The organism is Burkholderia sp. PAMC 26561 (genome assembly GCF_001557535.2).
Lineage (GTDB): Bacteria > Pseudomonadota > Gammaproteobacteria > Burkholderiales > Burkholderiaceae > Caballeronia.
Genome location: NZ_CP014315.1, coordinates 877,581 through 891,216, shown reverse-complemented (window position 1 = coordinate 891,216; position 13,636 = coordinate 877,581). Strand labels below are relative to the sequence as shown.

The window sequence follows — 13,636 nt, the reverse complement described above, 5'->3', positions numbered from 1 at the left end:
CGCTTTTAGAACTATTTTGTCATTATCTCCAGATTCGTATCCGCGTCCAATGTTTAGTCTTAAGGCTTGTTAATGTCGGATCGAAATCATCGTGAAATCTCAATCTGGTGCTGCGCCAATCGTGGTGCGGCCGGCGTTGTTGATAGTTGGCATCCTGTTGATCGCCGCGAATTTGCGTGCGCCTTTTACCGGCGTTGCGCCGCTGCTCGGTTTGATTCGTGCGAATGCCGACCTGACGACGACCGAAGCGGGCATGCTGATCACCCTGCCCTTGCTCGCGTTTGCGATTGTTTCGCCGTTTGCAGCGCGCGTCGCCCGTGAATACGGTCTCGAACGTTCGTTGTTCGCGGCGCTGGTTTTGATTGGCGCGGGCATCGCCGTGCGCTCGACGGGAACCGTATGGTGTCTTTATCTCGGCACGGCGATCATCGGCGGCGGGATTGCACTGGGGAATGTATTGCTGCCGAGTTTGCTCAAGCGCGATTTCCCCGATAAAACCGCCACCCTCACCTCCGCTTACGCACTGACGATGGGCGTTGGCGCTGCCATCGCCTCGGTCATCGCCGTTCCGCTTGCACAGGTCTTCAACTCGGACTGGCGGCTGGTTATCGGCGCGTTTATCGTGCTGCCGATTGTCACTGCTTTGGTATGGCTGCCGCAACTTCGCAACCGGACATCGCCTTCAAGAGACACAGCCACACCTCCTCACGGCGGCGAAGTGTGGCGTTCCGCGCTCGCGTGGCAAGTGACGTTGTTCCTTGGACTGAATTCGTTTGTCTACTACGTCGCGGTGAGCTGGCTGCCCGCAATACTTCACGATGCCGGTTTTTCCTCCGATAAAGCCGGCTCCCTGCACGGCGTCCTGCAACTCGCAACAGCGGTTCCAGGCTTGCTGCTTTTGCCTATCGTGCGGAAGTTGAAAGATCAGCGTGTGGCTGCGTTCATTGCATCGATCATCAGCGCGATTGGTTTGCTTGGGCTGCTCTTGGCGCCGTCCATGGCGATGCTCTGGATTATTTTCTTTGGCATCGGTGCCGGTGCCGCGATCATTCTTGGCCTTGCGTTTGTGAGCTTGCGAGCGAGCAATTCGCATCAGGCGGCAGCGTTATCGGGAATGAGTCAATGCGTTGGATATCTGCTTGCGGCCGCGGGCCCGCCGCTGGTCGGCCAATTGCACGATGCTTCAGGAAACTGGAACGTGGCCCTGGCGATTTGCGCCGCGCTGTGCCTGGTCATGGCATTGCTTGGACTTTTTGCTGGACGCGCCGTGCATATCGTCACCGCGCCAATCCGGCGTGCAACCGCCAAAGCAATCTAAGCGCAAACGCAAAAAGCGGCATCGCTGAATGAGCCGATGCCGCCAACCTGCCGCTTACGATCAGACCGAAACCATACCGCCGTCGACGGTGAGTTCAATGCCCGTGATATAGCTGCTATCGTCGGATGCAAGGAACAAAGCCGGCTTGGCGATTTCTTCCGACAGACCAATGCGGCCTAGCGGTACTTGCGATGTAATCCCGGACTTGAAGCCTTCGATCTGTTCTTCGGTCAGACCCGTCTTGCCGAAGATCGGTGTATCGATAGGACCCGGGCTGATCGCATTCACGCGGATCTTGCGTGCCTTCAGATCGGTCGTCAACGTACGCGCCAACGAGCGGACTGCCGCTTTACTGGCGGAATAAACGCTGAACGCTTCCATGCCCGTGTTCGCGGCGATCGATGCATTAAGGATGATCGAGCCACCATCCGGCACCAGCGGGAGCAGCTTCTGCACCGTGAAGTACGTACCCTTCACGTTGATGCCGAACGTCTCGTCGAACTGCTCTTCCGTTACCTGATCGATCGGTGCAAGCGAACCTACACCTGCGTTTGCGAAGATGATGTCCACGCGGCCGTATTTCGCCTTGATGTGGGCGTGCAGCTTGTCCAGATCCGATAGCTTGGCGACATCGCCCAGGACGCCCTCTCCGTTTGAACCGATACTTTCCACCGCTTCATCCAGCTCTTTCTGCCGGCGTCCCGTGATGATCACCTTCGCGCCTTCTTTAGCGAAGAGACGTGCGGTTGCCAGGCCCATGCCGCTGTTTCCGCCTGTAACTACGGCGATCTTTCCAGATAGTTTCGTCATGTCAGTCCTGCAGGTAAGTTCGTTTGTTGACTGGACGTCGCTCGTGGTGAAGCGCGTTCAGTCGCTAAGGATTAGCTGTTCCCGTAGTGTCGCGGGGTTGGATTGACTATATGCGCGGTGCATCGTGGGAAATAGTAGATGGCGACGAATACACTCTACGGTTGGAACGAATAATCAAAATGCTATCGATATGACGCACACCACTAAGCGCGCAAGCCCATGATTCTTTGGCCCGAAGCAAAGGGTCAGTGCGTCCGCTGCCTTATCATGTAATGCAACGGTAACGTGCTCACGCCGCGAGTCCGCGGCTTTCAAGGAAAGAGTCGGAATGAAAAAGCTCATCAACGATGTCTCCGCCGTCGTGCCCGACATGCTCGACGGACTCGCTGCGTTCAATCCTGGTCTGTCGTTGCTGCAGGGCAGCACGATCATCGTGCGAGCCGATGCAGAGGCCGCTGCCGCGCTCGGCGAAGTCGCGCTGATCTCGGGCGGAGGCTCCGGCCACGAACCCGCTCACGGCGGTTACGTGGGTCCGGGCATGCTTAGCGCTGCGGTGGCCGGAGAAGTCTTCACATCGCCTTCCACCGATGCCGTGCTAGACGCCATTCGCGCTGTCGCAGGTCCGGCAGGCGTGCTGCTTATCGTGAAGAACTACACCGGCGATCGCTTCAACTTTGGACTCGCCGCCGAGATTGCGCGTGCTGAAGGAATCGCGGTCGAGATGGTGATCGTCGCCGATGACGTCGCGTTGTCTGCGAGCGGCGAACATGCCGGCCGGCGCGGCTTGGCGGGCACCGTATTCGTTCACAAGATAGCGGGCGCGGCAGCAGCCGAAGGATTGCCGTTGAGCGAAGTGACGCAGATCGCGCGGGACGCGGCAGCATCGATTGGAACGATGGGCGTGGCCCTCACTCCGTGCACCGTGCCCGCCGCGGGCAAGCCCGGCTTCACACTCGCCGACGATGAAATCGAATGGGGCCTCGGTATTCACGGCGAACCCGGCGTCGAGCGCGGCGCGCTTGTATCCGCCGACGCCATCGTCGAACGCCTGCTTGCGAAGATCGCCGACGACCTCAAGCTCAAGGCCGATGATCGCGTTGCGTTGCTTGTGAACAACCTGGGCGGCACGCCATCGAGCGAGTTGAGCATTGTCGCCGGATCAGCGCTTCGGGCCCTTGCTGCAAGACATATCATCGTGGAACGCGCGTGGTCCGGCACGTTCCTTAGCGCGCTGGAAATGGCGGGTGTATCGCTTACGTTGATGCGAGTCGATGACCAGCGGCTCGCTCGACTCGATGCCACCGCGACCACCAGCGCATGGCCCGCATTGAGCGGACGCGTTGCGCAGGTGTCCGTCAAGCAGGCGCCTGCTGCGCCCGGCGCGGCGAGTGGTGCGCGGCTTGCGCGAGAGTCGGCATTGAGGCGGGTCATCGAAGCCGTATGCGCTCGCCTGCTCGAAGCGGAGCCGGAGTTGACCGAGATGGACCAACGCGTAGGCGACGGCGACCTTGGCATCAGCATGTCGCGTGCGGCGCACAGCATCCTTCAGGAAATCGATACTTATCCCGCCGAGAGCGCGCCCGCCGATGTGCTGCGGACCATGTCGGCGACGATACGACGCGTTGTCGGTGGAACATCCGGGCCGCTGTATGCCGTGATGCTGTTGCGCGCGGCTGCGGCGCTGGACGAGGCGCTGGATGAGGCGCACGGGCCCGATGCGAAAGTCTGGTCGAAGGCGTTCACTGCCGCCGTTGCGGGCGTGATGGAACTGGGCGGTGCGCAACCAGGCAACCGGACGATGGTCGATGCGTTGCATCCCGCCGCCGTTGCGCTGAACGCAGCGCTCGATAAAGGCCTGACTGCCGGCGATGCGTTGAACGCCGCCGTCGATGCCGCCACTCAAGGCGCCACAGCTACCGCACAGATGCATCCGCGACTTGGACGATCGAGTTACGTTGGCGATCGCGCGTTAGGTTTCGCCGATCCGGGCGCGCATGCGGTTGCGCTTTGGCTTGGCGCTATCGCGTCGACTTTGCGGGGTTGATCGGTTTTAACTAGCTTAGATTCCTGGCTTGATTTATTTAATAACGGAGACAAAGAAAATGGATTTGAATTTGCGCGGGAAAGTGGCTGTGTTGACGGGCGCCAGCGTGGGTATCGGGCTCGCCGTGGCCGAGGCGTTCGCAGCGGAAGGAACGAATTTGTTGTTGGCCGCGCGCAATGAGGAACGGTTGACGCAAGCGGCTGAAGGCATCGCCAAGAAGTTCGGCGTCAAGGCCGTAGGGGTGTCTTGCGATGTGGCGACTGCTGCGGGCGTGGATAAGCTGGTCGCTGCGGCCAAGGACAATTTTGGTGGCGCGGATATTCTTTTCAATAACGCGGGCACGGGCAGCAACGAGACGATCATGGATGCGCCCGACGAAAAGTGGCTCGCTTATTGGGACCTGCATGTGATGGCGGCCGTGCGACTGGCAAGAGGCCTGGTGCCGATGATGAAAGCGCGCGGCGGTGGCGCGATTCTGAACAACGCATCGATTTGCGCGAGCCAACCGCTTGGGTATGAGCCGATTTATAACGTGACGAAAGCGGCGTTGATGATGCTTTCGAAGAACATGGCGAATGAGTTTATTAAAGACAATATTCGCGTGAATACGATTAATCCCGGGCTTGTGCTGACGCCGGATTGGGTGAAGACGGCGAAGCAGTTGACGCAGGATTCAGGCGGGGATTGGGAGGGACATCTGCAGCAAGTTGCGGATGAGCATGCGCCTATTCGAAGGTTTGCATCAGCGGAGGAGCTGGCGGGGTTTGTTGTGTTTCTTTGTTCGGAGAAGGCGAGTTATAGCGTGGGGTCGACTTATTTTGTCGATGGGGGGATGTTGAGGGGGGTTTGAAGGGTGTCGGGGGTAATAGCGGCTAAGACGTCCGAGGATAGTTAATCCCCGGACGAGTCTGGATAGTTTTAGGTTCTCGGATTGACCCAGCCGATTTCGGTCGGTCCGCAGAAGTAAGAATTTTCCGGATTTTCTAACGGATGCTTTTCGGCCATGACCGCGATTCATCGCCTGCGGAAGAATAGTGGCGCGAACGTCGGCTTTCGACGATAACGATTGACCGAACTCGACCCAACTCGGCCGCTCGAGCGTGGAATCCTTCGATGGCTGCTTCCAACGGGCTACGGACACTATTCATTGCTGACTACAGCGATGGGACGGGACCGTAGACCGTTCCTGCGATGACCAAAGCGCCAGACCGGCCGAGGCAACAAATTCGAATGCGATAATGATTCACAAAATCGCAGCTTAGAACTTGCAACAAACACGACAACGGGGAATAACGTGATCAGGAAGGTCTCTGACTTTCAGCTTAAAACTGAACTCGGTGGCGGATACCGTCCCGAGGTTGTTGAACCTGCAATTCAAAAGCTCCCCTTTGAGTTGCTTGGCGATCGCCATTTTGAAACTTTAGCGTACATGCTGATGAAGAAGGAAATTGCTTCGGGAAAGCATACTGACTTTGACGACGTGGCGCTTATGCAAGGTGTAGGAGAGCGAGGGCGAGACTGTGTCCTGTACTCTGAATCGGAAGTGCGAGGGCTCATCCAATGCAAGAAGCTCTCCACTCGTTTGACCCGGCCGGCGCTGCTTCGGGAGATTGTAAAGTTCCTAATCCATGCATGTCTTGACTCGTCAATCCTCCCCGCCCCAGAGAGATTCAGCTATCTCGTCTTTGCCCCCGGTGATTTCACCGGAGAGGCAATCGATCTTCTCCACTCTTTTCCGGCGCAGATTGATATCGAGATTGGAAATGGCACTGTGGCCCGATATGTGCACGACGCGTTAGAGGAGTTTGAGTCATTTCGCCCGCTTTTGGCAAATCCGCCGACCGAACGGATTCGAGATCTCGTCAAGCGAATCAGGATCGTCGGCTTTAACGGTCTAGACCTTTCCGATCGTGTAAATACCGAACCAGAGGTGCTTAGTTCGTTCTTCACTGTTAGAACTATCGTCTCAATCGAAGAGGCTGATTCCGTACTGAGGAAGGCGCTTGATGACCACGGTTTGAAGCTTCTAACTGACGAGCATCTTCGCGATATTAAGGATCGTATATCGGACATTCCGCCGGAGCAGCGCGTCAGTATGGGATTTGTGGATCTATACGGTTTCAGCATTGATTTTTTCAAAGCGCTCGATCCTAGCGCTTTAAAGGAGTTGGTCGCTGCAATATTCAAGGTGAGGACAACATTGGATGGTCTGCTGATAGCTCACATAGCAGATGAGATTAACAAGCGGATATTTCGCGAGATAACTATCCCCCTCCTACGGACAATGAAGGTACATCCTTACAGTGTACAGTTGGCCGCGCCGTACCTCCACACCCGGCTGGTGGCTGTGACTGCAGCAGGTGTCACAACGGCAGCGCTGAAAAGCAAACTCTTCCCTGAAATCGTTAAGACGCCAGAGCAGGTGATCTCAGATTTGTCACAGCGGCTCCTAGCAACAAGCGCCAGAATTCTGGCAGGCGATTACAGTGAAGTGATTTTCGCCACCGAGAGTGACCGCGAACTCAAGCTCACGCTTTTCAAGCATACGCACGAGGGGCTGAAGGATGTCGAGGCAGCGGAGACCCGTCTGAAAATCGACATCCCGATATTGCGACCGATCTTGGACCAACTCGAGAAAGACATCAAGGCCACTATCTCTCCGACTCGGACTGTAATGATTGGCGATTCCTCATTTTTTGACGACAAAGCAAAGTTGGCGCGCGTTGCTCAGTCCTTGCGAGACATTACGCCATGCAGTCAGAAAAATCAGCCTTCCAAGTAAGCAAACCGCTGGTTGGAAAGCCTGCATTTTGTATGCATCCTGGCCGGCCACCCTAATACGGTGCACCGCAATCGAACCACACCGCGAGTTGTGCTGCGTAAGACCCAACAGCGCCAGACCGAGTGGACCCGTTATCTGCGCCAGTTCTTAGAGGTAGGCGTTGACGAGGCATCGAGCCATGCATAGTATTGCGTTTCGCTCACACGAGGTAAGCACTCACACCGACGAATTTAGAAAACATGCCAAGTGAATTTACTGTCGGGCTGTCAAACAACGCCGCCCTCCACGCTCAAAACAGCTATTTCATCGCGTCGGGGAACGAAGTCTTTCTACGTTTTCACGGGGATTGGGCGAAGCCAACACTGATGACAGCAACTGCAGGCGAACATTCCGGACGCTATGCTTCGGTGTGCGCCGACCAAGGTCGACTCCTATTCTCTGCCGCCCTTGTGATGGAGGAGCAGGGACGGGATTGGGAGATCATGGAGGATAATGAAGCCAACCGCCCCTATATCAAACTGCATTCGGGCGACAGCGCAAAATCGATTTTCCTTTTGGCCAATAGATTTTTTAATTTTTATAATCAAATTCCGCCCCGCTGCGATTTCGACATTACTAAGCAAAAAGAGTTTGTTCAGAATACCTATGGCCTACTGACGGCTAAACTGGGGGACCGAGAAAGAAAATCCGCCAAAAAAGTAAAATCACTAGGCCCAGAAGAAAATCCCTACATCGTAAAGCTGGATTTCTCAAGCTTGATAATACGGGACGCCTCAAGCAAACAGAAAAATTGATTCGTTTAGGAAACTGAAATTCCTTCACTATGGCTGCCGAAGCGGATTCGATCCTCGCCAAGGTGAACAGCGCCGGGCGGGCGTTGTTCTCGGGCACTCAGGTCGACGCATGTTGTAGCCGACCGACCCTGAGTCGGGAGCTTTTCAAACTTGGCCGCTTCTCCGAGGTCAGAATAGTAGTCGCCGGACCGCATAAAATCTGCGGTTTTTTTTGGCGCAAACGCTAAACGCGGTTGCGCCTGCCCCCGACAGCAGTAGCTCCGACTGCTGCGGTGACAGCCGCTTGCGCGACACCAGCCATGGCAGCCGACATCGAGCGGAGTTGTAGCTGATTCAGCATTTCAAGGTTCTCCACGATCGTCCGGACGAGGTTCGGATCGTAATCGTCCCGATTTGCCTCCTCGTGAATACCTTTGTTCAAATATAGCCACACGTTCGACGGCGCCGGTACGCCGAGGACGGCGCCAAGCCCTTGCACAAGGGCGGGCTTGTCCGGATGCACGAAAGTGCGTGCGTCGTCAAGCCGCTTCTTCAACGCCTCGCATAAATTCCGTAACGCTGGCTCCGCGCCGCGTCCGGCCAACGGAACAGTCAATTGGCCGAGCTCGTACTTGCCCAACCATTTCCATACCTTATCAGTCAGCATTTCAAGACTCTGCCTGGCCGAGCCGAGGGCATTACGCGAGTCGCCAATCTCTAGGGCATCCCGGGCCTGCCTGAGGTAGTTAAATGTGAGCTCGTTACCCCTTACGCGCGGTCGGTAGTCGCCGATATGGGGCATCAAGTAGTAGGCAGTCCACTGGTCGGCGCCGACATGGTTTTGCAGGTCTTTGATGAACTCGCTACTGTGGCACGTGACGATAATCTGGGTTCTCGCGAAGCGGTCGCTCTGAAATATCGCCTCGCGAATGCCCTCACGGTGCTCGGTATCGATGGCATTGATTGCGTCGTCGAAAATGATGGCCGGTGCTCGCACGTCTATTGCCTTGGCAAGCAAAATGGCAACGCCGAGGCAACGCAAATGCCCTTCGCTGAGAACGTGGAGCGCATCCACATTGATCTGCGGCGCGCCGCGGAAGGCGAGCTCGATACGGCCATCCTCGCCGATCGGAAGGCGGAGAGCTGCAAGTTTGTCCCCGTCATGGTCGCGGCGGTTGAATTCGTTGTAGATGTCCAGCGCAGTCGTGTTGAGACCGGCGATTAAAGTGCCGGGATGTTCCGAACGAAACTGACGCAGTAGTCTGAGGAAGTCGTCATACGCCGCTTTGATGCGGTGGTCGCGAGTGACGAGCGCAGCCTCCCGAGCGACTCCCGCGATGAGTTCGGCGTTCGCATGATCAAAATTTTGGATGACCTGTCTAGCCGTGGCCACCTGCTTCGCCAGCTCAACCCGCCGAGCGATGAAGCCCGCGACGGCTTGACCCGCTTGAACCAGCCGGACTCGCTCCTGGGCCATTTCGGTGCGGCTTGCTAGCGCAAGATTTGTTTGCGTATCGAGCCCTTCACACTCGACCGCCATATCAACAATCTTCTTCGCCATCGACTTAATACCATCAGGCGCCTCATAGCTTGCCCGCCACCACGCTTTGCTATGGTCAACCGCGGGCGCCGAGAGGTGTTGCAGTCGTTCGTCTTGGCTGCCCGCATTGGCGCCGACGCGTTGAGCGAAGTTTGAGAGAAGCGCCTCCAAGCCGCGAGATGCGGCCTCCCATGTCCGTCGAACGCTGGTCATCTCTGCCTGCAAAGCGGCGAGGTCTCTTAGCTGAGCCAGCCCTTCACGAGCTTGGGCGTAAGGGTCACGTGCGGCGTGGTACTCGCCCGTGAGCGGCGTTCCGCAGGCGGGGCAATTGCCGGGCATTTCGGCTTGCAGTCCCAGCACTGCGTTGTACAGGCTTTGAAATGAAGTCTCTGCAGTCTTTGCGGCAAGTCTTGCGCTGACATTCTCGAGCCGGGTCTGTTCATCGTCCGCTGCGCGGTATGCCTCCGTGAGCCTCGCGCTGCTAACACCATATAGAGAAGGCGTCGGCCCATCCAGTTGCCCGTTCAGATATTGCAGACGGCCCGGTGTCTGCTCGCTACCGATGAGGACAAGGAGCTCAGCATACGACAGCCCAAGCTTGAAAGCTTCGGCATAAGCTGCCTCATCGCGTGAGATTGCCTGGACTGCCTGCGTCTCACTGTCTACCGTGAATTGGTCGCGTTGCAGCGCCGCTCGCCGAGTCGCAAGTTCCTGCTGCTGCGCGGCGGTCAGGCTCAGTTGGGCGTCCATCGACTCGTTAAAGTTGCCGACAAAGTCATGGAACTGCTCTAATCCAAACAGTGAAGCGATCAAGTCCTTCTTTTCGCCGGCCGTCTTAGCTGCAATGCGCGAGAAGTTGTCGATACGGTTCTTTTCAATGAAACAAAATCGGTGAGCCGCTGCGTCGGGTCTAACTGCTGAGGCTTGGCCGTTTTCGTCGAGTGCCAATAGCGCAGGGGGTTCGTATCGCCGTTCATGGAGATTTGCGAAGTAGCGTTGTGACGGAATGCGCTTCGCCGAAGCCTCGTCTACGGAGCCCAGCAACGCCAACTCGAGGGCCTCGCAGAGGCTCGTCTTGCCGCTGCCGTTAGGGCCGTAGAACATGGTGATTCGCTGCGGAAAGTTGAAAGTTTCCGGTACTCGAAAGCCTCGAAAAGGCCCGACGGTCAGACTATGAAGCGCCCTCCACTCCCAAACCCGGTCTGGACTGCGCCTGCTACCGCGGGAAGCTCAAAGCTTGCGGTCGGCAAAGACTCGCGCGCGATTGCGGCCAGCGCTACAGATCGTCGACTCTGCGCGCGCGAGCTCGCGGCGACGGTGTCGAAGTTGACCTCAATTAAATTGGCTAGGCGTCGAACGTCGTCAGATGCACCTCTCTCGGGACGGTGCAACCAACCGAGAAACTGATGATAGTCATGCCTAGCCGAACTCATTTTCCCCACCCCTGAATGCATTGTTGTCAATGCGAAGCCCAAAATAGCCTTCGCAGCATCTCGACCCAGTCTGCTTATTAGTATGCAGATTTTAAGCTAGGGTGACAATGCGGTGTCGTGCGGATTTCACTTGGCAAGCGGCTTTGACGTCAGAGCTATTTCCGACGTTAAAAGTCCGTTTGGCGTGTATTTGCGGCGTGCGACACGGCAAATGGCCAAATCGACACAGAATGCGCCATTATTGGTGATAGTGCAGAGCAAAGGAAAACGATTGCCCATGCGTCGAGCCTGCGACGCAAGGCTGCTTTGTCCGTCCGCTTATCAAAGCGTTGCAGTCGTCTGGATGACCGTAGAAGATCAATCATGAATGACGGGAATTGGCCGATCGGCGCCACATGGCGGAGCGCCCCAAAGGGGTCATTCGCCCGCGTTAATGCAGTGTGGTCAGTGTCCGCTCAGGCCGAAAAACAGACACACTACAGTAAAAATCAAGGGCTCCTTCCTGCTATCGCCGGAAGGAGCCCCTAAATCGCTAGCTGAGTGAGAACCGCCCTAATCCATAGAGCGGCTCAAAGCCTCAACCCTTAACCGTCCCCAACGCCGCATTCAACGTCTTACTAGGCCGCATAACCGCCCCAAGCTTCTCAACATCAGGCCAGTAATACCCACCAATATCAGCCGCATGTCCCTGCACAGCAGCCAGCTCGGCAACGATCGTAGCTTCATCCTCGGTCAAACGCTTTGCCAGCGGCGCGAACAACCCCGCCAACTCAGCATCATCCGTCTGCTTGGCCAGTTCCTGCGCCCAATACATAGCCAGATAAAACTGACTACCGCGGTTATCCAGTTGCCCGGTCTTCGGCGAAGGATTCTTGTTGTTCTCAAGCAGCAACCCGGTCGCGGCATCGAGCGTCTTTGCAAGAACCTTGGCCTTCGCGTTCCCGGTCTTGATACCCAGATCTTCAAGCGACACAGCCAGCGCCAAAAACTCCCCCAACGAATCCCAACGCAGATGGTTCTCCTCAACCAACTGCTTGACATGCTTAGGCGCCGACCCACCCGCGCCCGTCTCATACATCCCGCCACCAGCCATCAACGGAACGATAGAAAGCATCTTCGCGCTGGTTCCCAGTTCCATGATCGGGAACAAGTCCGTCAGGTAATCGCGCAGGATATTGCCCGTCACCGAAATCGTATCCAGACCGCGAATCACGCGCTCAAGCGTGTAACGCATCGCACGAACCTGCGACATGATCTGAATGTCCAGACCGGTCGTATCGTGATCCTTCAAATACGTTTCGACCTTCTTGATCATCTCGGCTTCGTGCGGACGATACGGGTCCAGCCAGAAAATCGCCGGCATGCCGGAGTTGCGCGCACGCGTCACAGCGAGCTTCACCCAGTCGCGAATCGGCGCGTCCTTCACCTGGCACATACGCCAGATATCGCCCTCTTCCACGTTCTGCGTCAACAGCACTTCGCCCGTGGCGATATCGACAATGCGCGCTTCACCCGCTTCCGGCACTTCGAACGTCTTGTCGTGCGAACCGTACTCCTCAGCCTGCTGCGCCATCAAACCGACGTTCGGCACGGTGCCCATGGTGACCGGATCAAAGTTGCCGTTGGTCTTGCAGAAGTTGATGATCTCCTGATAGATACGCGCAAACGTGCTTTCTGGAATCACGGCCTTGGTGTCTTTCGGACGGCCATCGGCGCCCCACATCTTGCCGCCAATGCGGATCATCGCGGGCATGGATGCATCCACGATCACGTCGTTCGGCGCGTGCAGGTTGGAGATGCCCTTGGCGGAATCGACCATTGCGAGTTCCGGACGATGCTCGTGGCAAGCATGCATGTCACGGATGATTTCTTCGCGCTTGGAGCTCGGCAGGCTTTCAATCTTGTCGTACAGATTGACGAGGCCGTTGTTGACGTTGACGCCGAGTTCATCGAAGAGCTTGCCGTGCTTGGCAAACGCATCCTTGTAGAAAATCTTCACGGCGTGACCGAACACGATGGGGTGCGAGACCTTCATCATGGTGGCCTTCACGTGCAGCGACAGCATCACGCCGGTTTCACGCGCATCTTCCATCTGTTCTTCGTAGAAGTCGCACAGCGCCTTCTTGCTCATGAACATGCTGTCGATGATCTCGCCTTCCAGCAGCGACACCTTCGGCTTGAGCACAATGGTCTTGCCGCTCTTGCTGACGAGTTCCATCTTGACGTCGCGCGCATGGTCGATCGTCATGGACTTTTCGCCATGATAGAAATCGCCGTGCTTCATGTGCGCCACGTGGGTGCGCGAAGCCATGCTCCACTTGGCCATGCTGTGCGGATTCTTGCGCGCATAGTTCTTGACGGCGGCAGGCGCGCGGCGGTCGGAGTTGCCTTCGCGCAGCACGGGGTTCACGGCGCTGCCGAGGCACTTGGAGTAACGCTGGCGAATCGACTTCTCTGCGTCCGTCTTCGGGTCTTCGGGGAAGTCGGGGATCTTGTAGCCCTTGCCCTGCAGTTCCTTGATCGCACCAATCAACTGATGCTGCGACGCGCTGATGTTCGGCAACTTGATGATGTTGGTTTCAGGCAGCAACGTCAGGCGGCCGAGTTCGGCGAGGTTGTCGGGAACGCGTTGTTCTTCGGTCAGGAACTCGGGGAACTCACCCAGGATACGGCCGGCGACCGAGATGTCGCTGGTGGTGACGTTGATTCCTGCCGGCGCGGTGAACGTGCGGATGATGGGCAGAAAGGCGTTGGTCGCCAGCAGCGGAGCCTCGTCAGTCAGGGTGTAGATGATCGTGGGTTGTTGGGTGCTCATCGCTAATCCGAGAAAAGGGAAAGAGGTTGAAACGCCGCCGGCCGCGTCACAAACCGGCGTTAACCATTGAATTTTGCCTCATTTTTCTTTCGAAGGGATTTAACCGGTCTTTTTAGGTCTG

General features: G+C 56.9%; 8 protein-coding genes. 5 read left to right on the top strand and 3 right to left on the bottom strand.

From position 1 onward, the window contains the following. Positions 1-91: 91 nt before the first annotated feature. A complete protein-coding gene (locus tag AXG89_RS38640; RefSeq protein ID WP_236873624.1) occupies positions 92-1,318 on the top strand; it encodes a CynX/NimT family MFS transporter in 1,227 nt (408 codons plus the stop codon). A gap of 60 nt (positions 1,319-1,378) precedes the next feature. On the opposite strand, the gene AXG89_RS38635 is transcribed toward AXG89_RS38640, so the two are convergent. Beyond that, a complete protein-coding gene (locus tag AXG89_RS38635) occupies positions 1,379-2,128 on the bottom strand; it encodes a glucose 1-dehydrogenase (RefSeq protein WP_075358304.1) in 750 nt (249 codons plus the stop codon). A 328-nt stretch (positions 2,129-2,456) separates the two neighbouring features. Between AXG89_RS38635 and dhaK the strand changes: the two genes are divergently transcribed. The 4 genes from dhaK (at position 2,457) to AXG89_RS38615 (ending at position 7,748) form a co-directional block, all read left to right on the top strand. Continuing rightward, on the top strand, positions 2,457-4,172 hold the full coding sequence (dhaK, locus tag AXG89_RS38630; RefSeq protein WP_075358303.1) for a dihydroxyacetone kinase subunit DhaK: 1,716 nt from the start codon (positions 2,457-2,459) through the stop codon (positions 4,170-4,172). 58 nt (positions 4,173-4,230) lie between these two features. Beyond that, entirely contained in the window at positions 4,231-5,022 is a 792-nt protein-coding gene (locus AXG89_RS38625) for an SDR family NAD(P)-dependent oxidoreductase (RefSeq protein WP_075358302.1), read from the top strand. 444 nt (positions 5,023-5,466) lie between these two features. Further along, a complete protein-coding gene (locus tag AXG89_RS38620) occupies positions 5,467-6,954 on the top strand; it encodes a hypothetical protein (RefSeq protein ID WP_086386721.1) in 1,488 nt (495 codons plus the stop codon). Between the two features lie 239 nt (positions 6,955-7,193). After that, positions 7,194-7,748, top strand: a complete 555-nt coding sequence (locus AXG89_RS38615) for a hypothetical protein (RefSeq protein WP_075358300.1) — start codon at positions 7,194-7,196, stop codon at positions 7,746-7,748. A gap of 223 nt (positions 7,749-7,971) precedes the next feature. Here the strand turns inward: AXG89_RS38615 and AXG89_RS38605 are convergent, their stop codons facing one another. Both AXG89_RS38605 and AXG89_RS38600 read right to left on the bottom strand, forming a co-directional pair. Continuing rightward, positions 7,972-10,371, bottom strand: coding sequence for an AAA family ATPase (locus AXG89_RS38605; protein WP_236873623.1), 2,400 nt, complete (start codon positions 10,369-10,371; stop codon positions 7,972-7,974). 906 nt (positions 10,372-11,277) lie between these two features. Further along, entirely contained in the window at positions 11,278-13,515 is a 2,238-nt protein-coding gene (locus tag AXG89_RS38600; protein ID WP_062002142.1) for an NADP-dependent isocitrate dehydrogenase, read from the bottom strand. Positions 13,516-13,636 lie beyond the last annotated feature (121 nt).